At 54.3% G+C, this 26,462-nt stretch carries 15 protein-coding genes; 5 read left to right on the top strand and 10 right to left on the bottom strand.

Annotation, left to right across the window (positions count from 1 at the left end):
* Positions 1-13: 13 nt before the first annotated feature.
* The 7 genes from gspG to J5067_RS14585 all read right to left on the bottom strand — a co-directional run bounded on the left by gspG (position 14) and on the right by J5067_RS14585 (position 9,890).
* Positions 14-478: a type II secretion system major pseudopilin GspG gene (gene gspG, locus J5067_RS14615; RefSeq protein ID WP_264643472.1), complete on the bottom strand. Its 465-nt coding sequence runs from the start codon at positions 476-478 to the stop codon at positions 14-16.
* 41 nt (positions 479-519) lie between these two features.
* Positions 520-1,746: a type II secretion system inner membrane protein GspF gene (gene gspF, locus J5067_RS14610; RefSeq protein WP_264651421.1), complete on the bottom strand. Its 1,227-nt coding sequence runs from the start codon at positions 1,744-1,746 to the stop codon at positions 520-522.
* 1 nt (position 1,747) lies between these two features.
* Positions 1,748-3,244, bottom strand: coding sequence for a type II secretion system ATPase GspE (gene gspE, locus J5067_RS14605; protein WP_264651420.1), 1,497 nt, complete (start codon positions 3,242-3,244; stop codon positions 1,748-1,750).
* A complete protein-coding gene (gene gspD / locus J5067_RS14600) occupies positions 3,241-5,169 on the bottom strand; it encodes a type II secretion system secretin GspD (protein WP_264643777.1) in 1,929 nt (642 codons plus the stop codon). Before gspD ends, gspE begins: the two co-directional genes overlap by 4 nt.
* An 83-nt stretch (positions 5,170-5,252) precedes the next feature.
* On the bottom strand, positions 5,253-6,167 hold the full coding sequence (gene gspC, locus J5067_RS14595) for a type II secretion system protein GspC (RefSeq protein WP_264651419.1): 915 nt from the start codon (positions 6,165-6,167) through the stop codon (positions 5,253-5,255).
* A gap of 51 nt (positions 6,168-6,218) precedes the next feature.
* A complete protein-coding gene (locus J5067_RS14590) occupies positions 6,219-8,228 on the bottom strand; it encodes a glycoside hydrolase family 28 protein (RefSeq protein ID WP_264651418.1) in 2,010 nt (669 codons plus the stop codon).
* Between the two features lie 99 nt (positions 8,229-8,327).
* The gene (locus J5067_RS14585) at positions 8,328-9,890 is read right to left on the bottom strand and encodes a polysaccharide lyase family 1 protein (protein ID WP_264651417.1); all 1,563 of its coding nucleotides are present in this window, start codon (positions 9,888-9,890) and stop codon (positions 8,328-8,330) included.
* Positions 9,891-10,449: 559 nt separating this feature from the next.
* Here J5067_RS14585 and gspB point away from each other — a divergent pair.
* Positions 10,450-10,989 (top strand): type II secretion system assembly factor GspB, encoded by a 540-nt coding sequence (gspB, locus tag J5067_RS14580; RefSeq protein WP_264651416.1) that lies wholly within the window; start codon positions 10,450-10,452, stop codon positions 10,987-10,989.
* A gap of 26 nt (positions 10,990-11,015) precedes the next feature.
* On the opposite strand, the gene gspS is transcribed toward gspB, so the two are convergent.
* Together gspS and alaC are read right to left on the bottom strand one after the other, a co-directional pair.
* Positions 11,016-11,417, bottom strand: coding sequence for a type II secretion system pilot lipoprotein GspS (gspS, locus tag J5067_RS14575; protein ID WP_264651415.1), 402 nt, complete (start codon positions 11,415-11,417; stop codon positions 11,016-11,018).
* A gap of 167 nt (positions 11,418-11,584) precedes the next feature.
* A complete protein-coding gene (gene alaC, locus J5067_RS14570) occupies positions 11,585-12,811 on the bottom strand; it encodes an alanine transaminase (protein WP_264651414.1) in 1,227 nt (408 codons plus the stop codon).
* Positions 12,812-13,475: 664 nt separating this feature from the next.
* Between alaC and dgcN the strand changes: the two genes are divergently transcribed.
* The 3 genes from dgcN to J5067_RS14555 all read left to right on the top strand — a co-directional run bounded on the left by dgcN (position 13,476) and on the right by J5067_RS14555 (position 16,384).
* The gene (dgcN, locus tag J5067_RS14565) at positions 13,476-14,477 is read left to right on the top strand and encodes an N-acetyltransferase DgcN (protein ID WP_264643481.1); all 1,002 of its coding nucleotides are present in this window, start codon (positions 13,476-13,478) and stop codon (positions 14,475-14,477) included.
* Positions 14,474-15,454: an N-acetyl-D-Glu racemase DgcA gene (dgcA, locus tag J5067_RS14560; protein WP_264643482.1), complete on the top strand. Its 981-nt coding sequence runs from the start codon at positions 14,474-14,476 to the stop codon at positions 15,452-15,454. The genes dgcN and dgcA overlap by 4 nt, the downstream gene beginning before the upstream one ends.
* A gap of 69 nt (positions 15,455-15,523) precedes the next feature.
* Positions 15,524-16,384, top strand: a complete 861-nt coding sequence (locus J5067_RS14555) for a D-amino-acid transaminase (protein ID WP_264643483.1) — start codon at positions 15,524-15,526, stop codon at positions 16,382-16,384.
* 194 nt (positions 16,385-16,578) lie between these two features.
* Here the strand turns inward: J5067_RS14555 and J5067_RS14550 are convergent, their stop codons facing one another.
* A complete protein-coding gene (locus J5067_RS14550; protein ID WP_264651413.1) occupies positions 16,579-19,035 on the bottom strand; it encodes a DUF3772 domain-containing protein in 2,457 nt (818 codons plus the stop codon).
* A 490-nt stretch (positions 19,036-19,525) separates the two neighbouring features.
* On the opposite strand from J5067_RS14550, the gene J5067_RS14545 reads away from it, so the two are divergent.
* Complete coding sequence (locus J5067_RS14545) at positions 19,526-26,308, top strand: autotransporter-associated beta strand repeat-containing protein (protein WP_264651412.1); 6,783 nt, start codon at positions 19,526-19,528, stop codon at positions 26,306-26,308.
* Positions 26,309-26,462: the final 154 nt, after the last annotated feature.

Genomic DNA, 26,462 nt, shown 5'->3' with positions numbered 1-26,462 from the left:
TGCGTGACCCACGCTATTTGCCACCGATGTTCCAATTGCCGATATCGTCTTCGGTGCCCGGCATGCCATCCGGCCCCAGAGAGAAGATATCCAGTTTGCCGTGCTTACCCGGATTCAGCAGTTGATAATCCGCACCCCAAGGATCTTGCGGCAAACGACGGATATAGCCGTCCGGCTGGTAATTCTTCGGTTCAGGCTGGATCACCGGTTTCTTCACCAATGCGGTCAATCCCTGCTCCGTCGATGGGTAGCGCTGGTTATCCAGACGATACATATCCAATGCGCTTTCGAGCGCCACAATGTCACTCACCGCTTTCTGGCGATCGGCTTTGTCTTTGTTCCCCATCAGGCTGGGCACCACCATGCTCGCCAGCACCCCGAGGATCACAATCACCACCATGATCTCCAGCAGCGTAAACCCCTGCTGAGCCGGACGACGCCGCCTTGACTGACGGTGGGTAGGGTTATGTTGTTGCATATTGTCTTCCTTATTCCTTGCCCCCTTGAACGGGGATTACGTTACATGCTCATCATGGTATTCAGTTGCAACAGCGGCTGAAGGATGGCCAGCACGATAAACAGCACCACGGCGGCCATCGTCACCACCAACAGCGGTTCGAACAGCCCGAGCGCCATGGACATCTGCGCGTTGAACTCCCTGTCCTGATTATCCGCCGCCCGTTCCAGCATGCTGTCCAACTCGCCGCTGCGTTCACCGCTGGCGATCATGTGGCGCATCATCGGTGGAAACAGTGCCGTTTGTTCCAGCGCCTTGTGCAGGCTGACACCCTCGCGCACCGCCTCTGTCGCTTGCGACAGGCGATGGCGCGCATAATCATTGCTCATCACATCGCCGCTGATGCGCATCGCCTGCAATAGCGGCACCGCGCTGGCGTTCAGAATGCTGAGCGTGCGCGCATAGCGCGCGGTATTGAGGCCACGCAGGATGCGCCCGATCACCGGCACGCCGAGCTGGCGACGGTGATACGCCAGGCGACGCGTTTCCTGCTTGAGCAACGCGCGTGCGACCAGGGCACCGACCACCAGTGCAATGGCAATCCACGGCCCGGCGCTGCGCACCATATCGCTCAGGCCCATCAGCACACGGGTTGACAGCGGCAGCACCTGTTTCATGTGAATAAACTGCTCGACCACCTTCGGCACCACGACAGACAGCAAAATGCTGACCACGGCAATGGCCACCACCGTCAATACGCAGGGGTAGATCAATGCCTGCTGAATACGGCTGCGCATCTGCTGGCGCTGTTCGGTGTAATCCGCCAGCCGGTTCAACACCGTATCCAGGTGACCCGAGGTTTCGCCTGCGGCGACCATGGCGCAATAGAGACGGGTAAAGCAGCCGGGAAACGCTTTCATCGCCTCCGCCAGTGAATGCCCTTCCATCACCTTGCTGCGCACGCCGCTCATCAGGTTGCTCAACGCTGGCTTTTCACTCTGACGCGCCACCGCATCCAGCGCCTCTTCCAGCGGCAGCGCTGCGGCTACCAGCGTTGCCAACTGGCGCGTCAACAGCGCCAAATCCGCCGCGCTGATACGCGTGGTGCGGCGCAGCGAAAAACGCGGTGTCGCGGATGTGCCGTCGCTGCCTTGCCCCTCGCTTAACACCAATGGCGTCATACCGCGCTCGCGCAGTAGCTGTCGCGCGTGGCGAGCAGAGTCAGCCTCCTGACTGCCGCGATAGCGTTTTCCGTGCTCGTCCAATGCCTGATAGTGAAACAGCGCCATCTCACTCCTCCTGCGTTACTCGAATTACCTCTTCCCAGGTGGTCAAACCGGCCAACACCTTGTTGATGCCGTCCTGGCGGATGGTGAGACGTTCCGGCCCCAGCAGGCGGGCAATCGCCAGTTCACCGTCGCCACGGTGGATGGCGGCGCGAACGTCGTCATTCACCAGTAAAAGTTCATGGATCCCGGTACGGCCCCGGTAGCCGGTAAAGTTGCACTGTGTGCACCCAACGGCCCGATACACCGTGCTGTGCGGCGTAATGCCCATTTGCTGCGCCTGCACGGCATCAATCGGGTGTGCTTCACGGCAGTCAGGACACAGGGTGCGCACCAGCCGCTGCGCCAGCACCGCCAGCAGCGAGGTGGACAGCAGAAATGGCTCGATGCCCATATCCTGCAAGCGTGACAGCGCCCCCAGCGCGCTGTTGGTGTGCAAGGTGGAGAGCACCAGATGGCCGGTCAGTGAGGCCTGCACCGCTATCTGGGCGGTTTCGCCATCACGGATTTCACCGACCAGTACCACGTCCGGGTCCTGGCGCAAGATAGCGCGCAGGCCGCGCGCAAAGGTCATGTCCACCTTGGTGTTGACCTGCGTCTGTCCGATGCCTTCCAGCTCATACTCGATAGGGTCTTCCACCGTCATGATGTTGCGCTCGGTGGCATTCAAACGGCTCAGCGCCGCATACAGCGTGGTACTCTTTCCTGAACCGGTCGGCCCGGTCACCAGAATGATGCCGTGCGGACGGTTGATCAGTGCGTCAATCTGCTGCCGCAGCGCTTGCGACATCCCCAGCGCGGCGAGATCGAGCTGAACGCTGTTCTTGTCGAGCAGACGCAGCACCACGCGTTCGCCGTGGCTGGAGGGCAAGGTAGAGACACGCACATCGACGGCGCGTCCGCCAATGCGCAGCGCCATGCGGCCATCCTGTGGAATACGCTTTTCGGCGATATCCAGACGCGCCATTACCTTGATACGCGACACCAGCAGTGACGCCAGCTTGCGCTGCGGGCGCAGAATCTCGCGCAGCACGCCATCCACGCGAAAGCGAATCAGCAGGTGGCGTTCGTAGGTTTCAATATGAATATCCGAGGCTTTGTTTTTGATGGCTTCGGTCAGCATGGCGTTGATCAGACGGATAATCGGCGCGTCATCGTCAGCGTCCAGCAAATCGTCGCTGTCCGGTAACTCTTCCACCAAGGTGTAGAAATCCATCTCGTTGCCAATATCTTCCATCAGACGCCGCGCTTCATCGGAATCGCGCTGATAGCAGACGATCAGTTGCCGCTCGAACTCTTGCGCACTGACGCGCGCCACGGTGAAAGCGCTGCCCGCCACACGGCGCGCTTCCATCAATGCGGTTGCCGTCGTTGCCGCATCACACATCAGGCTGTGCTGCTGCGTTGCGCCATCCTGTAACAGCAGGATGTGATGGGTGCGCGCGTAGGCAAACGGCAGGAGTGGCCGCCATTCCGGCGTGCTGGCGTTAAGCTCGCTCATCGGCCACCCGTGGGATAGAGCGCGGTAATGGCGGTTTTCACCTGAAGGAAGGTGTGGGTGTTACCGCTGCCCGGTAAGCGCAACTGTTTGTCATGCAGCAGGTTATCGCGATTATCTCCTTCACGTTGCTGCCCGCGCTCTTCGCTGAATGAGCGGTATTTATCGCTGGACGCCGTCTGATACTGCTGGCGATCGCGGATGATGGTGGGTCGAATAAACAGCATCAGGTTACGTTTTTTGACCTGTTTGCTGTTGGAGCGGAACAGCGCACCAATCACCGGGATATCGCCCAATATCGGCACGCGTGACGCGCTCTCGGTGGTGCTCTTGTCCAGCAGGCCGCCTACCACTACCGTTTCGCCGTTGCCTACCAGCACCGCGTTGCTTACCGTGCGGGTGTTAAAGGTCACGCCCAATTCGGAACTGCTGCTGGAGGCGGAATCCGCCACGCTGGAGACCTCTTGTTCGATCTCCATCAGTACCGAATCCCCCTCATTGATCTGCGGTTTGACCTTGAGTTTGATCCCAACCGTTTTGCGCTCAACGGTGTTGAAGATACGATCGCTGGCCGTGGTCTGCGATCCCGCCAGCACCGGCACTTCCTGGCCGACGTTGAAGTTGGCTTCCATGTTGTCCAACGTGACAATGCTTGGCGTCGCCAGAATATCGTTTTTGCTGTCGCTGGAAATGGCGGTCAGCAGCATCGACCAGTTGCCCTGGTAGAATCCTGCCGCCAGACCGTTAACGCCGCCGAGCGCCGTACCCAGCGCGGTGGGGATGGTGCCATCTTTGCGGTATTGATCCACGCCGGTCACCACGGTGGAAAGCGGCAGTCCGGTGTTGGTGAACTGCGTCATTCCGGCGTGTTTATTGCCCCACTGAATGCCGAGATTAAGGCCATCGGCGTCCTGCACTTCGGCAATGATCGCCTCTACCAGCACCTGTGGACGGCGAATATCGAGGCGGTTGATCACCTGTTCCAGATCGCGCATCACATCCGGCGCGGCATTGACGATCAAGGCATTGGTCTGTTCATGCGACTTGATAGAGATATCGCGGCGCAGCGCGGTCCCCGGCTGCGTCGTTTGCTGATCTTTTTGCAAGCTGTCGCTGACGCCGGTAAGCACCTCCACTAAATCCGCGGCCTTGGCAAACTTGAGATAAATCACCTTGGTGTTACCCTGCGCCGCCTGCTGCCTGTCGAGCTGTTTGATCATGGCGATCACCCGTTCACGCGATTTGGGTTCGCCGCGCACCAGCACCGCGTTGGTGCGCTCGTCGGCCACCACGTTGGCGGTCATCGCCCCCGGCAGCGCGGTTTTTTCATCAGACTTATTCAGCTCATTGACCAGTTTCACCACTTCGGCAGAAGAGGCGTAGGAGAGCGGCACCGTCACCACGTTGCGATCGCCGGTGCGGTCGACGCGCTCAACAATCTCCATCAGGCGTTTCACTACCGCTGCGCGACCGGTCATCAGCAACACGTTTGACGGTTCGTAATGCACCACGCTGCCAGAGCCTGCATTGTCGTTGAGCTGGCGTAGCAGCGGCGCTAAATCACGCGCGGCAACGTTGTTCACCGGCACCACGCGCGTCACCACTTCATCTCCGATACCCGGCTGTTTGTCCGTCGCGACCGGTATCGATGAGGTTTTGGCATCTTTGGCGGCAATCACCTTTAGCACACCGTTATCCATCGGCACCACGGCAAAACCGTACACGTCCAGCACGCTGAGGAAGAACTGGTAATACTGCTCTTCGTTCATCATGTCGTAGCTGCGCACCGTGATAGACCCGCGCACTGCGGGATCGATGATCACGGTTTTATTCAGATTCTTACTGACGGTATTGATGAACTCCTGAATATCCGTCCCTTTAAAGCTGGCAGAAAATTCCGCGCCCCAGCACCAGGCAGAAACCATCATCAGAAGGCCCGCCCCCGCCAACCGCAAGCCTGTCATCCGCCGCCCTTTGCTAAAAACACGTTGCGCCACCTGTTCGTCTCCCATTACGGCTCATCTCTGCCCGCGTGCTGTTCACTCTCATCGTCCGCCGCCCCATCAAGGGTCAGCGTAATATCCTGGCGCTGTCCGTCGCGCTCTATCGTCAACGTCAATTCGCTCAACTGCGGCAGTTGCGCCATGGCTTGCTGCCCTTGCTCCGCATCACGCAAATCCATGCCGTTAAGCGCCACCGCCAGATCGTTGTCATGCAGCCCCAGGCGGTAGAACAGTTCGGTTTTTTTCCCCGGATTCAGGCGATAGCCCGCCAGCGCGTTGTCTTTCATCTGCGGGGCGATCGAGAGGTATTCCATCACCTTCATTGGTTCTGATTTCAACGAATTACGCACTGTACTCAGCGCCGCTGCGGGCGGCTTGGACGCGCTGCTGTTACTGCTGGCTGCGCCAACTTCATCACGGTACAGGTAGAGCGCTTCATAACGCCCCTGGTGTTCAAGTACGATACGATCGGCAGAGATGGTCACAATCCGGGCTTCATAGCCGGGAACGGCGTCACCGACGCCACGGCTGAATTGCCGACCATCTTTGGCGATAATCACTATGGCGCGATCGGTCTGTCGGCTTGCCAGAATACCGGTCACGGTCAATTGCAGGGAAGAAACGGGGATATCCCCCGCCAATACGCCTTCTGGCACAGGCTTGAGTGAGGTAGCACTGGGAGAGCGACCGAACAGCGTATACACGGTGGTTTGTGACGGCGTTGACGTGGCATGCGCCGGTGAGAGCGAGACGGTGTTCGCGACAGGTTGCGCAGGCAGCCACACGCGCCAGGTCCAGACGGCGAGCTGTTGGCAAATCAGCAATAACAGCAGCCCCATCATCCCGAGCCTGAGCCAGGAGGAAGGCAGGCGCGCGCCGATAGACAGTAAACCTTGTACGCGTTGTTGTATCACCTGAGACATTCTCCTTTCCCCACGCCGGAGAGGCGTGGGGAATAGCGTTACACTACGGCGTTACTGCGTTGCTGCATCACGCGTGATGGTTTGCGAACCCGTCGTGGTGATGGTCTCGTCGTTCACGCTGTCTTTCAGCTTGACGTTAGAAACCCCTTCACCGAAGCTCCAGGCTTGTGCACCACTCAATACGTTATCAAACGTGACGTTTTTGAACTGGCTGTCATGCAGGAAGCCAATGGCCGTCGCTTTGACGTTGCGGAACTTCACATCTTCAAAATCGAAGTTCTTATGATACGCGTCGCGGCCTAGATCAAACCCATACGCGGTATCCATTGCTGCCTGAGTCATACCATCCACCGCGATGCTGCTCTTCTTGTTGGAGCCATCGATAGTGATGTTGTACACGGAGATATCACGGAACTGGGCCGGTTCTTTGGCTGGCAGGGTATCGTTGGTATCCGCGCTGTAAGCGATGGTGAAAATAAACGGCTCGTTGCCGCCGATATCTTTCATCGCGTTATCACGGAACAGCACGTCACGCGCACCACCGCCGTAATACGGACGGCTCTTCATGCGCAGACCGACATCAGTCAGGTACATAACGTTGTTTTCAGCCACAATCTTCTCGATCCAGGCACCGGTATGGCTTCCTGCAACCACCGCACCGTGACCTTCACGGAAGTAGTTGTTGAAGATCCAGGCACCGCTTTGGGCTTTCTGACCAAACTCAGCCACACCTGCACCATAACCTGCGGCGAAGTTGACGCTGTCATCCCCGGTATCGAAGAAGTTGTTATAAACCATGACGTTTTGGCTGTTACCGAACTCAATACCATCGGCGTTGTTGCCGTCATAGGTTTTGTGTTGCAGCCCGTGCATCACCACATTTTCTGATTCCAACGCCATCACACCGTGATAGGCCGGGTTCAGCACCGTCAAGCCGCCGACATAGAGGTTGCTTACGCCACGCAGCGTCATCATGGATGAGCGGCGGTTTTTGTAGGCATCTTCCAGCGCCACACCTTCATCGACGGCAGCTTGCGTCTGGTTTTTCGCCAGAATACCGTCATCTTTGACTTTGCTGGCGCTACTGGCACGAATTTGCGGCAGTGCGTTGCCCATTTCATCGGTGAAGGTCGCCGCAGGTTTACTGGTGCTCAGCCCTGCCACCCAACCATTACCATCAATGCTGCCTTTACCCACGATACGGATATTTTTGAAGGTGCCCGCGTGGCTGCTGCCCGTGTCGTTCGCCACCAGCGCATTGAGCAAGGACGGCGGACGTTTGGTCAGTTTTTCACCATTAATGATATACGGGTAAAGGTAATAGCCTTTCGCTACCGGATAATCCGCCGGATTTTCGGAGCCGAGCAGTTTGGTGCCTTCCGCAATTTCAAAGGTCATGTCGCTGTGCAGGAACAGCGCGCCGGTCTTGAATACCCCGCCCCCGCTCAGCAGCACCTTACATCCTTGCGGATACGCCTGGATGGTGCAGGAATCGATCGCTTGTTGAATGACCGCAGTAGCTAGCGTTGTACCATTGTCTGCCGCGCCTTCTACTTTCACGTCAATCACATGCGGCGTTTTGCTGGTGCGTTGCGTGAGGGTTTCACTGTCGACCGACTCTTTGCCATCGGCATAGACGGTACGCACCGTAAACTTGTATTCGGTATCCGGTTTCAAACCGTCCGTGCTGTCGGCAGTAAAGTTGTGGAACTTGACGCGCACGTGCCAGTTATCCGCATCAAATTTGCTGTAAAAGTTATCGATGTACGGTTTGGCAGGCGAGTGTTTATCCTGGTTTTCCAGCGTGCTGCCGAGCAGTTTGCCGTTCATGTACACGTTATAGTCTTTGATCTCGCCGCTCGCGGTCGTGGGCTTTTCCCACGCCAGCGAGATAGAGCTGTCATCAAAGGCCAGCGTCGGCACCTGCAATTTCTGCGGTGCGGCGGAGCGGTCAACCGGCGTAGTGGTATGGCTGGAGTTATTATCACAGCCCGCTAACAGCCCCCCCAATACCAAGGTGGCGCACAACGTTAATCGGGTTCTGGGTAAAAATTGCGTCATAAAATCATTTCCCATGTAATAGTAAATATTAACTAGTGAATATTAACTGTTCTATTGCTAGCCTTGAAAACAGTGTTGAAAACCATCCCTGGCGAATAATCAGTCAGGCAGCGATATTGACAATTTTCCTGCGCCCGCATTTTCCAAAACATATTTTTCGACGGCTGCGATAGATTTACCCACGGCATAGGTATATGGCGGTTCCCAATCAATATCATTGGTACAGGTTTCCAATGCCCAGTTTCCTGGTGCTTTACCTGCACTCTCCGCAGCGGTTTTTTCTTGTTCTTGCAATGCTGTGCATTTTTCAATGGCTACCTGGTTCAGGTTTTTAGCTTGTGCGCCATTAAACCAGGAGCCGTTATCTTTAAACTTGCTGCCTTTATAGGCACCAATAATGGTACTTTCCTCTGCACCTGCCCCTTGGAAATTAAACACGTTCCCTTCGGATAAAATAGAAGAGGCAAAACCCATACCGATGGAATAGAGAATCGGATAATCAGCATCGGTGGCACCACGGTGGTAGTTATTCACCAGATGCACCTGGCCAAAACGCACGCGCGGTGCACGTTGGGTTAAATTGCTCCACAGGTTGCCTTCAAAGGTAATGCGGTATTCGCCTTCATCGCTGTCACCTGACCCGATAATGGTAGTTTTATCGTGCTCTTCGAAAACGTTATAAGAGATGGTCAGGTAATCCGCGCCATCCTCAATATCCAGCAAACCGTCATGACGTTGAATGTGTTTACCAAACAGCACCGGCTCTTTGCTGTCTGGGTGCTCGCCGTCGGTAAAGGTACAGTGATCAATCCAGACATTTTTACTGGCATTGATAGAGACCGCGTCGTAACGCGCGTTCCAGTTACCTGATGCGCCATCACCGGCATCCCAGGCGGGTGCAAAGTCACGCGGTGCCTGGAAGGTAATATTACGGATAATGATGTTGCTGTTATCCGTCTTGTTGAAGGTATGGCTCAGGGTATTGATTGACAGATAACCCTCTTCCAGCTTTGCATCTTGTCCTACGCCCAAAATGGTGGTGTTGGGCGGCACCTGGAACTGGATCTGCGCTTTCTGGTTGTTGGCATACTGCGAGCGCTGGCCGTTCTGTTTTTTCAACAGCGTGAGTTCGGCTTGCGCCGTTACCGCCTCTGCACCACCGGCATTGATCGTCGCTTGCAACTGCGCCAGATAATCCTTATCGAACGCCTTTACATACAGGTCAAAATCAAAGGTGGTTTTATTGGGCTTGGTTTTGTAATAGGTGGCGTCCGCGTAGGTACCATTGCCCAAATCATCACCACGAATAGTGCCAACCCAATAGATAATTTTAGGCTCCAGCTTGGCAGCCAGTTCCGCCGTGGCATCTCCGGCAAGGTAATTCGGGCTGCGTGTATTGCTTAACGCATCTTTCAGTTCCTGACGAGAACTCACGACGTAAATACTTTCCGCCCGCGCCCCTTCGCCACCGGTTGTGGCCGCTGCGGTACCATCCACATCCTTATACTGTGCCGTCCAACCGAACGGTGCAGTTTTAACCGGTAGCGTTTCATCGGCCAGTTCGGTATGCGATGAACTGTTATCGCATCCGGTTAAAAATAAAGAAGACAATGCGACACAGAGAACGCTATAACGGAAACGCCGACTATTTTTGACTGACATAAAGTTTTATCCCTCAGTATTGTGACAAAAAAAGGCAACATAATGCCCTGCGGCTTTTTTTCACCGCATATAAAAATTATTCTTTAGATTCTTTGATATATTTTAATTATTTAGATAAAAAAACACCCTGACCAAGGGTCACCATGGCTTGTAGTTGTTAAATTTTATTTAACGTAAAAATTACTTACATTTTTACATGCAAATTTTTCACATCATTTATTGACCGCCATGTAGAAAATCACACAAAAGAAACGATATACCTTTATTAATAAAACACCATTTCATTAGCGGAGTCATTAAAGCATATCTGCGCCTTTTTTTTGAGACTGAGTTCAAGGTTTCATTAGTAGTGCAAAGGTAAATTATGACTTTTTCATGAAATCCAATTTCCGTCACAGAACCATCAGGTAAAAGCATTTAGCGCTGTTAATTTGCCATAAAATCGGGCATGTAAAGAAACCCTCAAGCCACATCTGTTGTGCATGCCGCCGTTGTCGCCCGTCTCGCATCTTGCCTGACGCGCAGCGGCACATGTTGACTGTAATAAGGAAAATCCCTCGTGGAACCGATAGCCAGCCCTCGCCTTGCGCCACGTATGCCCCTTACAGCGACCTATGCGATGCCGGGATATCTGTTGGCGACCTATGCGTTATTGCTGCTATCACTGGGGTGGTTTGCTCACCAACGCTGGATAGAAAGGCCCACGAGCGTTGTGGCATCGGCCACCGCAGCGCAACCGCACAGCGAAAATCCACCGAGCGAGAATACGCCGCCATTGGCACCCGCCGTTGCCCCGCCGCCGGCGCCGACAGCCGATCCGGCCCCCTCCCCAACGGTAACGCCAAAACCGGCCAAAGTAGAAAAGGGTCAGGTGCCGCCGCTGAGTTACAGCGCGCACGTGTTCACCTCGGATCCGTCCCGGCGCAGCGTGACGCTCAATGGGGTGCGTTATCAGGAAGGAGAGAGTCCGATGGAAGGGTTGGTTATCGAACAGATTCAGCAGGACATCACGTTATTCGATGCCAACGGCGAGATTTTCATTCTGGATGCGCTGTCCGACTGGCCGGGCGGCGATATCAAAGAGGTGGGCGCTGAGTAGCGCCCGGCGACGTAATGAGAAGCGTATTACCTGAAATCTTTTCTGATGAAGTCAAGAAACGGGGCCAGTGAGCGGTTGAACTCTGAACACTGCGCCTCTTTAGGCGTGCCATCCTGCAATAACCCTTGATACAGGTTTTCGCTGCGCGCGGCCAACTGCGTGAAATGAGCAGTGCTCCACCCTTTTTGCTGCGCCACGGCCAACGCGGCGCGTTGAAGCGTACCATCATCAGGAATATCACTGCGATTACATTGGGATTTCAAATAACGGCTTGCCGCCACCAACGACGCAATTTGATTCAGTTGTTCGGCGGTACTGACTGAAGACACCGACGATACCGGCGTACTGGAGCGCGTCGGTGCCTGGCAACCGACCAGCGTAATGCACAACAAGGTGACTGCTGAAAACGTCAACAAAGGGGACCGCATGACTACTCTCATCTTTTGTTGTAATGAAAACCGGAGGAGGAGTGTAGCAAAACCGCCCGCGAGATGGCGTAATGCCAAACCCACTTTGCTCACAAAATGAAAAAAAAGAGACGGGATGCGCAAAGGAAGCTCCCCGGCTGACACCGGGGAGAAAGAGGACAGGACTGTCAGGCTATCGATGATTTTCCGGCAGAGAGAAGCCCATCAGCACGGAACATAGCCTTGATACCGCGCACCGCCTGACGAATACGATCCTGATTTTCAATCAACGCGAAGCGAACGTGCGTATCGCCGTAATCACCAAAACCAATGCCGGGAGAGACGCACACTTTTGCCTCCGCCAGCAACCGTTTGGCAAACTCCAACGAGCCAAGATGCGCATAAGGTTCAGGGATCTTCGCCCAGACGTACATGGACGCTTTGGGTTCATCCACCATCCATCCCGCTTCATGTAGCCCTTTTACCAACACATTACGGCGTTGACGGTATTGCTCGGCAATATCGCGCACGCACTGCTGATCCCCTTCCAGTGCCGCAATGGCGGCGACTTGCAACGGCGTAAAGGTGCCGTAGTCGTGATAACTTTTAATGCGCGCCAGTGCATTGACCAACTCTTTATTGCCCACCATAAAGCCGATACGCCACCCGGCCATGTTGTAGCTCTTGGACAAGGTAAAGAATTCAACGGCGATATCCTTCGCACCTGGGACTTGCATGATCGACGGGGCTTTCCAACCGTCGTACACGATGTCGGCATAGGCCAAATCGTGTATCACCAGCACGTTATACTGCTTCGCCAGCGCCACTACGCGCTCGAAGAAATCCAGCTCAACGCACTGCGCGGTTGGGTTTGAAGGAAAGCCCAGAATCATCATTTTGGGTTTGGGAATACTTTCGCGGATGGCCCTTTCCAGCTCGTTGAAGAAATCAACGCCCTCCACCAGCGGCACAGAACGCACTTGTGCGCCCGCGATCACCGCGCCGTAAATATGAATCGGGTAGCTGGGATTCGGTACCAACACCGTGTCACCGTGATCCAGCGTTGCCAGCATCAGGTGTGCCAACCCCTCTTTGGAGCCAATGGTGACAATGGCTTCACTTTCCGGATCGATCTCAACGCCATAGCGTTCGTCATACCAACGCGAAATGGCCCGGCGTAAACGCGGAATACCGCGTGATGTGGAATAGCCGTGGGTATCATCCCGCTGTGCTACCGTACACAGTTTCTCGACGATGTGCGGCGGTGTCGGCCCATCCGGGTTACCCATACTGAAGTCAATGATGTCCTCGCCACGACGACGGGCGGCCATTTTCAGCTCAGCGGTAATGTTAAATACATACGGGGGAAGACGATCGATGCGCGCAAAGCGGCGCGAAGAATTGGAATCAGCCATAACATCCTCAAGATACGTGAGCGCCCGGACCATCCGAGCGACGCTTAGCCCTTGTGGGCTAATGGTTACGCTATCGTAGAAATTGTTGGCTGTCGAGAGTGCGAACAAGAAAAATGTAAAGTGAGATCGCCTATCACCAAATTTTATGCTGACATTTGCCATAACCCTTCACGGTTCAGCATATTGTTTCAAAGCATCGCAGATATTTCCCATTACTTTTTTTTGTTATCAACGCGATGGTATGAGTAACCTGAATAAGGCTCCAATAGCCGTTGAAAAATAATGACGCACTGCATTATTAGTGGGCCCAACTTTATGGCATTGCGCCAAAATGAAGCAGACAATAAAAAGTAAAAACCACTTAAAAAACAACAAAATAAAAAGAATAAGAAAACAGTATGGCCGTGCTTTTTTATAAAAAACCGAGGAAATAACAAAATAACGCACAACGCAGACCAAAAAACCAACTTAAAAAGCAATCACTTTATTTAATCGCCAAAAAAACCCACCACTACGACATATTACTCTAAAAACATCGCCATATTGACAATAAAAAGCCTATGAATATTATCAAAGGTAATCAGCTGTTATCCAGATAACAATCACTGACGCGCCTGATAGCGATTTATCATTTATTACGTCAAAATTTTAATGAGGAACAATAATGGATATCAAAAAGCCCTATTTGCTTTTTCTTGGTGATGCGCACGATCAGTTAGCCGCCAAGGTCGCTATCGGCATCAAGCAGTGGCACCCCGAATATTGTGTGGGTCAATACCGCATGGCGGACTGCCACGCGGATTGCGGCCTGCCCGATCTGGATATCGCCGCAGCACGCGCCGCTGGAGCACAAACCCTGGTGATTGGCGTGGCCAACCGTGGCGGGATTATCTCTCAACAGTGGATCGCCATTCTGCGTGAAGCGTTGGAAAGCGGTATGGATCTCGCCGCCGGACTGCACAACAAACTTGCTGACGTGCCTGAATTGCGCGAGCTGGCGGCGAAACTGGGGCGTTCGTTGTTTGACGTGCGCCATCCAACGGAAACCTACCCGGTGGCAAACGGCCGCAAGCGCAGCGGCAAACGCCTGTTGCCCGTCGGCACCGATTGCTCCTGTGGCAAAATGTACACGGCGCTGGCTATCGAAAAAGAGATTCTGGCAAGCGGCGGCAAAGCAACGTTCCGCGCAACCGGCCAGACCGGCATTCTGATCAGCGGTGCGGGCGTCAGTATTGATGCTGTGGTTTCTGACTTTATTGCGGGAGCGGTTGAAGTATTGGCACCCGCCAATGATGCGGATCACTGGGATGTGATTGAAGGTCAGGGCTCACTGTTCCATCCGTCCTTTGCGGGCGTGACCACCGGGATTATTCACGGTGCACAACCGGATGCGCTGGTACTGTGCCATGAGCCGACACGCAAAACCATGCGTGGCGTTGACTACCCGATCCCCGATCTGGCGGCCTGCATGGCGCTCAACCTGTCGATGGCGCGCTTGACTAACCCTAACGCCCGCTTTGTGGGCATCTCGGTAAATACTTCCGCGCTGGATGAGGACGCCGCCCTCTCTCTGCTGGCAACCATTGAAGCCGAATTCGGCCTGCCGGCGGTTGATCCGGTGCGTCACGGTGTGGGCCGTATCGTTGAAGCGTTGGCCAGCCTATGACCGAACTTACCTTATCTCGTGAAAGCTGGCCGCTGCGTGAAGTGTTTACCATTTCGCGCGGTAGCAAACGACAGGCCGATGTGGTGGTTGCCGCCCTCCGCGCCGGTGAGATTACCGGCTACGGTGAGTGCCTGCCTTACGCGCGCTACGGTGAATCGGTCGAGAGCGTCACTGAGCAAATCGCATCGCTTGAGAGCGACTTGCGCAACGGGCTGGACAGACTCACGCTGCAATCTCGCTTGCCTGCGGGAGCCGCACGCAACGCGCTCGACTGTGCCCTGTGGGATTTGGAGTGCAAGCTGTATCGTCAGCGCATCTGGCAACGGCTCACTGTGCCGACGCCTCACACGCTGGAAACCGCCTATACCCTGTCGCTGGACACGCCAGAGCACATGCGCCAGGCGGCAGAGAAGCAGGCACACCGCCCGTTGCTGAAGCTGAAGCTGGCCGATCGGCACGATCTGGAACGGGTCGCCGCCGTGCGGGCGGGTGCCCCCTCAGCGCGTCTGATTGTGGATGCCAACGAAGGATGGGATGAAGCGCTTTACACTCATCTGGTGCCGGAGCTGGTCAAACTCGGCGTTACCATGATTGAGCAACCGATGCCCGCCGGAAAAGATGAAGCGCTGGCATCGCTGCCCCGCCCCATCCCGATCTGTGCCGATGAATCCTGTCACGACAGCCATTCGCTGGCTGCACTGGTGGGGCGCTACGACATGATTAACATCAAACTGGATAAAGCTGGCGGCTTAACCGAAGCGCTGCGTCTGCGTGATGAAGCAGTCAAGCTCGGGCTAAAAATTATGGTAGGCTGCATGGTCAGTACGTCGTTGGCGATGGCACCTGCGTTTATCGTGGCGCAGGGGGCTGATGTTGTTGATTTGGATGGTCCGCTGTTGCTGCAACGCGATCGCGATAACGGGCTGGACTACCAAGGCAGCATCATCAACCCGCCTTCAGCCGCGCTCTGGGGTTAGTGCTGATTCGCGTGTGGTCTGACATGCACTTTCACGGTCAGGCCATTTACCTTGTTTAGGAGTGTTGTAATGCAACGTATTGTGTATGTTGACGGTCAGTATGTAGAAGAGCAGGACGCCAAGGTTTCCGTTTTTGACCGCGGTTTTTTGTTCGCCGACGCCGTCTACGAAGTGACTGCGGTCATCAATGGGAAGCTGGCTGAATATGACGGCCACATCACGCGCTTGCAGCGTTCCTGCCGTGAACTGGCACTGCAACTGCCGGTCTCTATTGATGAGTTGAAAAAGGTCCATTTGGCGCTGATCGACAAAAATCAGCTGCACGAAGGGGCTATCTATTTACAACTCAGCCGCGGCAACGCGGGCGATCGCGATTTTCATTTTCCCGGTGCGGAAGTGAAATCCACGCTGGTGCTGTTTACTCAGGCGCGTTCGGTTATCGATAACCCGAAAGCGGAAACCGGCCTGCACGTCGTGACCTGCCCGGACATTCGCTGGCACCGCCGTGATATCAAGACCGTCAGCCTGCTGGCGGCCTGTCTGGCAAAAGAAGTGGCACACAGCAAAGGCGCGGATGACGCGTTTCTGGTGGAAAACGGGTTTATCACCGAAGGCAGTTCCTGTAACTGCTATATCGTGCTGGCCGACAACACCGTGGTAACACGCCAACTGAGCAATGACATTTTGCACGGTATTACCCGTCAGTCACTGCTTGAACTCGCCGCCAGGGACAATATCGCACTGGAAGAACGCCCGTTCACGCCGGAAGAGGCCTACCACGCCAGCGAGATTTTCCTCAGTTCAGCCACCACCTTTGTACTGCCGGTGGTTTCACTGGATGGCAAAACCATCGGCACCGGCAAACCCGGTCCGATCGCCAAACGACTGCGGGAAATCTACATTGCGCGGGTGAAAGCACAGGTCGAGTAACCGCGTTATTCAAACTAACGTCAAAGTCACTTGCCCCCTCGTCATCCTCGGTTTTCCCTCCTCGTCATCCTCGGCGAAAGCCGGGGATCTCTGGCAGAATAAATGCGTTTCGTCTGGCAGAGATTCCCGCCTTCGCGGGAATGACGGGGGTGGCGGGAATCTCGGGGTGGCGGAAATGACGCTGGGCGTTTTTGTTATTCCGGCAACAAGGTATTGTCCGAAGCATTTTCCAGCACCATCTTCTGCGGAGATGCCAGCGGGATGCTGGCAGTACGCAGGCGCTTGATAATTTCAAACAACAAGTCGCTTTTTGCCCCCGCGACCATGCGGGGACTGGGAACATAACCGGTCACACTCAGCACCATCCCGGTCGGCGTAAGCTGGCTAAAGGTTACCGAAGGCGCGGGCGTTTCCAAAATGGACTCATGATCGCCATAAGCACTGAGCAGGATATCCCGAATGATTTCAGGATCGGCATCCAGCGGGAAGGTTAAGGCCAACGTTGCCACCCCCATCGCATTCCCCATGGTGATATTGCGTACGTTTTGCGAGATAAACTGCGAATTCGGCACGATCACCGTGGAGCGATCGCCGAGTTGAATTTCCGTCGCGCGCACATTGATACGCCGGATATCCCCTTCTACCCCGCTGATATTAACCAAATCCCCAACTTTGACCGGACGCTCGGTAAGCAAAATCAGCCCAGAGATAAAGTTTTTAACGATCTCTTGCAGACCAAAACCGATCCCGACCGACAGTGCGCTGACAATCCACGCCAGCTTGTTCCACTGGATCCCTAACGCAGCCAGCGTCAACAGAATAAGCAGGATATAACCGATATTGGTAAACAGGGTGACCAGCGAGGCGCGAATCCCCTTTTCCAGCGTGGTCTTCGGCAGAAAATCATCTTCTAACCAACGCCGGGATGAACGCAACACATAGATGCCAATCACCAGACACGCCGCGGCGTTCACCAGATTGGCCGGGACGATGCTTAATGACTCCAGCCCCTTTCCGCCCCAGATTTCCACCGATTTTTGCAACAACTCGATCGGTGTCGTCGTGCCAAAAGTGCCGTTTAGCAACGCCACGGCACCCATCAGAATCAGAAAGACTTTCCCGCACACCGAGACCAGAGAGGTAGCCTGCGCCAGATGGCGATCGTCCAGATTCAGAGAGCGTTTAATACGTCGTCCGCTGGCGGTATTCGGCGAAAAAATGCTTTCACTGAGATCGGTCACCAGGGTTATCAGCAGATACAGGCAGGAAAGCACCATACCCACCCATATCAGCTCATAAATCAAGAAACGCGCCAGCGAGATATAGCCAATCGCCAGGGAAATCAGCACGGCAATCGCCGTTAGCAACGTAGCCAAATGCACCAGCCCTGACAGCGTGGAGCGCACTTCCGGCTGTTCGCCGGCTTCTACCATCTGCCGTCGCACCTGATTGCTGCGCAGCGCAATGGCCCCGACGGTTAACGCCAGCGCCAATGCAGACAGCCCGTTCCCAACGATGGTGACGGCAACGGAGGTGCCCACCGTGGTGTTAAGCTGTTCAAGCATGCCAAACACAAACATCAGGCTGGCGGCAATAATCGGGAACGGGTCCATCGCCTTGGCAACCGGATTAGCCATGGCAGGCAAACGCCAGGATGGACGGTGATTGGAAAGAAATGCCCGACCCAGCCCGGCAATCATGGCGCTAAACACGGCAAGTCGCACCAGATTATCGAGAAAACTCCCGATGGCGACCGGTATATCGCCAGGGCGCACCAACGTATAGTCCAGCAAATTAGCAGCAAGCCCGATGGTAGTGACGGAAGAGAGCACGGTAGCAGAGGCAAGGAAACTGCGGCGCAATCGCCCTTCCGGCAACCAGCGGATCCCGGCGCGTGCCAGATATTTCTCCAGTAGCCGCTGGCCCGCCGTGGCTAACGCCAGCGCCAACAGCAGATAAAACAGCGTTCCGTACCGCCAGTCGGGCTCCCAGGTCGCACTCAAGGTGTCGCTGAGCTGCGACTGAAATTGCGTCAACCGCTTTTCATCCTCGTCCTGAGACGCCAGCAACGGGGACCAGAAACGCCCCCCCAGAATGCTGCCCGAGTTAAGCGCCAGTTGCGTTTTTAGCGCATTGCGACGCAGCGTAACGATCTGCGCCGAAAGATTGAGGGCACCGGTACGAATCGCCTGAATCTGTTCCAGTTGTGCATCCAGTTTGGTTTTTTGCACATTCAAACTGGCACGTTTACGCGTGACCTCGCTGGTTTCCGTTATCGCCGCACCCGGCTCCGGGGCAGGCCCCAGCACATCCACCTGCGCCTGAAGCTGTGCCTGAAGCGGTGCCAACGCGGTTGCGAGATCGTTGGTGTTGCCGATCAACTGCTGCACGGCGTCATTCAATTCGCCGTATTTACTGTCACTGGCGGCGTTGGAGACCTGCTGCTTGATGCCATCCAACTGCTTTTGCAATTTGGCGACTTCACTGTCTACATTGATTTTTGCGGCGGCAGCCACATCCGCAGGCGTGGTGTTTTCAGCGGCCGTAGCCGGTAACGAGGTGCACAACAGAGCAAATAATGCGGCAAAAATGACGGGAAGCCATACCTGCGCGGCTCGTTGTGGCACTCGCATCAAAAGGTTTCGTTGCATCAATAGGGCTCTTCTCTTGGCAATTGTCAGACCTGCATGTGCTTAATACACAATAGATTGCCGTTGTACGCAAGGGGGATGTGTCAGCGCCGTAACGCCGTATGTGGGCAGATAAGGTTACAGCCTTATGAGTCAAAAGTTATCGACGACTAAGCATAGGGGAAAAAAAGAAAGAGAAATATATCACTCCAAAGAGTGGACTCACATCAATTAATATTGGTACACAACACAACAAGAAGAAACAATTAAGAATTTGATTACACTGAAAATACACTCCCCCATACCATAATCATAAAAACAAAGTGTTAGCAAATTTTTTCTATTAAGGGGCAAAAATAATTTTTGTCATCCTTTTTTAAAAACCCTAGTGGAGTAAACAATGAAAAAGCATTGCTTTGTTCATTTATCCCATCCCCCAAAAAAGCAAAATAATAATATTCGGTTACTCCCCCAGGATGGAGCAGTGACAATATATAACGTTGTCTTAAAGATGCCTCTATTACGCTTGCTGTTAATCGCAGCATTTTGCGTAAACGCCTCAGTGGCTCTCGCTGACGGTTCTGGTGCTGACAACCCTTTCCCGATTGATGGCTACGGAGGCAACGCGGGCGTAGGTGGTGGTGGTGGACGATTTGGCGCAGGGGGGCTGGGTACCGGTGCAGTAGGTTCTGGTGGCGACGGTTTGAGCAATGGGAATGGCGGTGCTGGCAGCGCAGGCCGTGCCGCATCCGGTGGTACGGCCGGGAGTGCGGGCACTGGCGGTATATCGGGCACATCGATTAATCCTCAAGGAAGTGCCGGTGGAAATGGCGGAAACTCCGTGTGCGGTGGCTGTTCGGGACCTATTGGTGCGGGCGGCGGTGGCGGTGGCGGTGATGGCTTGGTTGGTTCAATAAACGGTATTTCTGCCGTTATTCGCGGAGGAAATGGCGGGAACGGGGGTAACGCCACTGATGACGGTGGCAGTGCTGGCGCCGATGGCGGCGGTGGCGGCGGTGGTGGTGCTGGAGCAGTAATTATCGGAGGAGGAACAATGAGTTCCTCAAACAATATCTTCGGGGGCCGAGGGGGAAATGGCGGAAACGCATTTGCTCAAGGCGGTGCCGGGTTAGCTGGTGAGGGTGGTTCCGCGATTCGCGCACAAAACGTTACTCTCAATATCGGAAATCATGCTATTACCGGTGGTAATGGTGGCAATGGCGGTAATGGCGGCACGCCCAGCTTTAACCGGGGAAGGTATGGCGCGAATGGTGGCGCAGGCATTAACGCCGAGAGCGCCACCATTACTAATAGTGGAACGATCACTGGCGGTAATGCAGGTGGGGCTGGCAGTTTACCCACAAGCACCCTTCCTGTCGGAGGATTCGGCATTACCGGAAAGAATATCAACATTATTAATAATAACAACATTCAAGGTGGCTTTAATACAGATGGTTTAACCCGGGCAAATTCAGTTTATTTCACCGAAGGCAGCAATAGACTGGAATTGCAATATAATTGGTTTTTTAATGGCAATATCTCTGCTAATTCAGGCACCACTAACACATTCTTATTAGGGGGCACGACCAGCGACCTGGCGACCAACACCGCGGGGGTTCAACGATCGACCATCTTTGATGTCTCGCAATTCGGCAACAAATTCCAAAACTTCTCCAGTTTTTACAAAACCGGCTCAAGTACCTGGAGACTAATAAACACCACAACGGCCAATACGCCATGGACGCTGGCGGCAGGCATTTTGCAAATTGCCGCAGATGGCGCACTGGGTAGCACGGCAGGCACCCTGACACTTGATGGCGGTACGCTGCAATTCACCAGTAACGCCACCTTGTCGGCAGCAAGAACGGTGAACATCACTGACGCAGACAGTGTTTTTGATACCCAGAATAACGCAGTTACCATCAACAGCACCATCACGGGAAACTCCCTGACCAAAAATGGCAGCGGCGTACTAACGCTTACCGGTGCCAATACCTATAATGGCACCGCCATCAATCAAGGTACCTTGGAGGTAGGCGGCAATGCAGGTTCAATCAGCGGTAATACGTCTGTTGCCAATAATGCATTACTTTCTTTCAACCGTTCCGGCACGCTGACCTACAGTGGCTTGATTTCTGGCGATGGCGCGCTTCGCAACACAGGCACAGGCACCGTCATACTGACGGGAAATAGCACTTATACTGGCGGTACCACGCTCTCTGGCGGCACGTTGCAATTAGGTAATGGCACAACATCAGGTTCCATCACCGGCAACATCATCAATAACGCAACGCTAGCCTTTAATCGCAGCAATGCGATTAACTACAGCGATATTATTTCCGGTAGCGGTGCAATCAGTCAAAACGGTAGTGGCACGACGACGCTGAGTGGCAACAATAGCTATAGCGGCAACACTTCTGTGAGTAATGGCAGCCTGTATATCAACGGTAACCAGACCAGCGCCACCGGAACAACCACAGTCAGTAATGGCGCAACGCTGGGTGGCAATGGCATTATTGGCGGCTCTGTCACCGTGGCGAATGGCGGTATCTTATCACCCGGTGCGGCCTCTGGAAGTGTTGGAACCCTGACAATTAACGGGAATCTCAATCTTAACAACACCTCGGTACTCAACTACACCTTGGGTGAAGCAGGCGTCATCAACGGCAGCAACAATGATTTGACCGTGGTTAACGGCAATCTCACGCTGGATGGTCTACTTAACGTCACTGAAACCGTTCCCGGTGCATTTACCCCTGGTCTTTATCGCCTTATCAATTACAGCGGCACATTAACCAATAACCAACTGAATCTTGGAACTCTCCCTGAGACGAGTGGCATGTTTATTCAGACATCCGTTGCCAATCAAGTCAATTTGATCAACAGCGCAGGACTCACACTGAATTTTTGGGACGGTGGCGCACTGGCCAATAAAAACGACGGCGTTGTTAATGGAGGAAATGGTATCTGGCAGGCTTCTACGCCCGGCAGTAACGATAACTGGACCCTCGATACGGGCACGATTAACACCCACTGGAGCAACGCTGCGTTTGCCATCTTCACGGCGGACCCCGGCATAGTCACCATTGATAACAGTGAAGGACAGGTTATCGCAGCGGGAATGCAGTTTGCGTCAGACGGTTATACCCTCAATGGCGCAGCACTAACGTTAGTTGAAAGCGAGGCCGGTTCAGGAGAAACCATTATTGAAGTCGGCGATCATACCTCAACAGGTGCCGGTTATGTTGCCACCATTGATGCCCTGTTGCAGGGGGCAACCACGTTAGTGAAGAGCGATCTGGGCACATTGATATTAAACGGACTCAATACCTATTCCGGCGGTACGGCGATCGAAGGCGGCACTCTGCAAGTCAGCACAGACAGTAACCTCGGTACCTTGGCGAGTAGCCTCAGCATGAACACCGGAACCCTCGCCACAACCGGCAGTTTTTCCTCAACCCGAGCAGTCACGCTGGGCATTGGCGGCGGCACATTTGCTGTAGCACCCACGACGACACTGACACTGAGTGGCGCTATCGGCGGTTCAGGCTCACTCACCAAAGACGGAAGCGGCACGCTGGCGCTTACAGGAGCAAGCAACTATACAGGCCAAACCGATATTTTGAACGGTACGCTACAGCTAGGTAACGGTCTTGGCACAGGCTCCATTAGCAGTAATGTTGATATAGACACCAATGGCGTGCTGGCATTCAATCGTAACAACAGCCTCCTGTATGCCGGTATTATTTCGGGTAGCGGTCAGGTCAATCAACGCGGTAGTGGTGTTACCCTCCTGACAGGAGAGAATACTTACACTGGCATCACCACTGTCACTGCCGGAACGCTACAACTCGGTAATAACGGCAGCACCGGCTCAATAGCAAGCGATGTCAATGTGGCGAGCGGTGGCACACTGGCGTTTCAACGCAGCAATTTACTTACCTATGGAGGCAACATCTCAGGTAATGGCGCTGTATCTCAAACCGGTTCAGGAAACACGGTATTAACGGGCAGCAACACCTATCTGGGAGCAACCAACGTCACAGCCGGTGGGCTGTATATCAATGGCGATCAAACCGCAGCCACGGGCATCACCACGGTCAACAACGGCGCCACACTCGGCGGCACCGGTATTATCGGCGGTGATGTCACCATTGCCGACGGCGCTACCCTGTCCCCCGGCGCGGTGGGAGGGATCATTGATAAGCTGACCATCAATGGCAATCTCACGTTGAGCAGTGGTTCAATACTCGATTACAACTTCGGATTACCTTATGAAGTGGGGGGCCCCCTTAACGATCTGGTGGCAGTCAACGGGGATCTGGTTCTGGATGGGACCATCAACGTCACGGCCACGACAGGAGGCTCATTTGGTCCCGGTATCTATCGCGTCATTGATTACACAGGAACGTTGACCAATAACGGCCTGGAGCTCGGTGACATCCCTCCCGGCAGGGTTGAATATGTGCAAACGTCGGTGGCGAATCAGGTAAACCTGGTGGATACCACCGGTCTGACGCTGAACATGTGGGACGGCGGCGCGGTAGGTAATAAAAATAACGGTGAAGTCAATGGCGGTAGCGGTGTCTGGCAAACCGCTACCGTGGGTAACGACAACTGGACGGTTTCCGATGGCATATTAAACGCCCCCTGGCAGGACGGCGCTTTTGCCATTTTTCAGGCGGAAGCAGGCGCTGTTACGATAGATAATAGCCTGGGTCAGGTTACCTCATCGGGGATGCAGTTCGCCTCTAATGGCTACGTTTTGAATGGCGCTGCGTTGTCGCTGGTAGAAACCGAAACCGGCTCAGGGCAGACCACGGTGCGAGTAGGCAATGGTAGCCTGCCAGGAGCAGCCTACACAGCCACCATTGATGCCATCTTGCAAGGCGACGTGCAGTTGGTGAAAGCCGATCTCGGCACACTGGTACTTAACGGATCCAACACCTATACCGGGGGCACGGCAATCAACGGCGGTACGCTGCGTATCACGAGCGACAGCAACCTTGGTCAGTCCGATGGGGGGTTATCTTTTAATGGAGGTACGCTCGCCACTGACGCTACGATGGCCACGTCACGCGCGATCCAATTGAACGCCCTCGGCGGCACAATCGACATCGCCCTCGCCTCCCCGTTAACTACAAGCGGTATTATTTCAGGTGCAGGAACCCTGACCAAAATCGGTACCGGTTTACTTGCACTGACAGGAGAGAACACTTACACCGGAAATACAGCACTCAACCTGGGGACATTACAGATTGGCGATGGCGGCAGCACCGGTTCAATCGTCAGCAATGTGATCAACAAAGCTACGTTGGCGTTTAATCGTAACAACACGCTCGTCTACGATGGCGTTATTTCCGGCACCGGCGTGGTCAACCAAGTGGGTACCGGCTCCACCGTATTGACAGCAAACAATACCTACAGTGGCCTCACCACAATCTCTTCTGGGACTCTGCAACTGGGCAATGGTGGTAGCACAGGCTCACTCGCCAGCAACGTTAACAACAATGGAGTATTTGCATTCAATCGTAGCAATACGTTGATTTTCAACAACACCATCACCGGTAGTGGTTCAGTTGATCAACGAGGCAGTGGCACCACCGTATTAACAGGATCCAATAGCTATCTCGGCAACACGCTGATTTCCGCCGGTACGTTACAACTAGGCAACGGTGGCAGCACGGGCTCAATTCTTGGCAACGTAGAGAATTCGGGCACACTTGCCTTTAATCGCAGTGACGATTATTTCTTTGACGGCCTTATTTCTGGCAGCGGCGGAATACGGCTATTCGGCACCGGTATCGCCACGCTGACGGCCAATAATACCTACTCAGGTTCAACCGTTGTAGAAGCAGGTACACTGCAAGCAGGCGCTCTGAACGTATTCAGCCCAGATTCCATCATCACGGTCGGGCAATCGGCCACGTTGGCACTCGATGGGCTAAGCCAAATCATCGCCGGGCTCAATAATGCTGGCACGGTAAACATGACCGACGGCAGTGGTCCCAGCGCAACGCTGACAGTTAAAGGCGATTATGTTGGGAGTGGCGGGATCATTGTGGTCAATACGCAGCTCAGCGGTGATGCATCCCCCTCCGATCGCCTGATCATTGATGGCGGTAACGCCTCAGGCAATACTTCACTTCTGGTGAAAACAGGCAATAGTTTGGGTGGGCTCACCAACAAAGGCGTTGCCCTGGTACAAACTGAAAATGGCGGCACGACCAGTGCGAGTGCTTTTCAACTTGATCCCAACTCCGACGGATATAACAGTACAGGAATATTGAACGTTGGCGCGTATAACTACAGTTTAAAACGCGGTGGTGATGGCGGCGAAGCACAAGATTGGTATTTGGTTTCGCTCCTTTCGCCTGTGGTTGGTTCATACCTGCAAGAACGCCAATCGGCGATGGCGATGCATAAACATACGCTGCACGACAGGCAGTGGCAGGTGCCGGGGCAAGAAGATTCGTATACCTGGTTACGCATGGAGGGCTCAATGGTTCAACACGATGGTGTTGATAACCAGGAAACGGAAGACAGGCGCTGGGTGCTACACGGCGGGAGTGACATCGCACGTTTCAGCGACGGGCACGACGGCAGCATTCGGGTTGGGCTGATGGCGCAATATGGCACCAGTTCCGGCAACAGTGAGGATGAGGTATCACGTTCATCCCACAGCGTTAAAGGCTACAGCGCAGGGATCTATAGCACCTGGTTTGCTCACCACGATCCGCAAACCGGCCCCTATATTGATACCTGGTTGATGCATGGGCGATTTGACAACGACGTGACAGGCCAGGGACAGCGTACCGAGAGTTATCGCTCACGTAATACGACAATGTCCATTGAGAGCGGATATAAACTCAAGATGGCTGAATCACCCACGGCACGGTATTACCTGGAGCCACAGGCTCAGATCATTTATTCCCTGTATCGCGCAAAAGATCACACAACGGCCAGCGGCTCCGTAGCATCCGATATGTCTGATAATAATGCCACTACACGTTTGGGGGTCAGGTTTTATGAAGACAGGCTGGACAAGAATGGACAAACGTTGATGCAGGGGTTCATAGAAGCCAACTGGTGGCATGGGCCATCATCACAAACCATGCGCATGGATGAAACGACAGTACGGGAACCGATGCCTGCCGATCGGGCCGAATTCAAATTTGGCGTGAAAGGAAATGTGATGCATAACCTGAGTGTGACGGGCGCTGTCGGCGTAGATACCAATATGTCATCTTACAAGGCAGGACGGGTCTCACTCGGTGTGAATTATTCCTGGTAATCGCTCGCCGTTATCATCAGCGGTCATGATAACGGCTTTCCGACATAGCGTACTGAATGATGGACTCGCCAATGGAACTGTACAGTGATTCACCGTACGGCAGAAAATCAGGCGCAATGCGTTGACTCACTGAGGCGTGTGGGTATAATCCAGC

The organism is Candidatus Symbiopectobacterium sp. NZEC151 (genome assembly GCF_025962655.1).
Classification (GTDB): Bacteria; Pseudomonadota; Gammaproteobacteria; order Enterobacterales; family Enterobacteriaceae; genus Symbiopectobacterium.
This window is presented reverse-complemented; position numbering and strand designations above follow the sequence as displayed.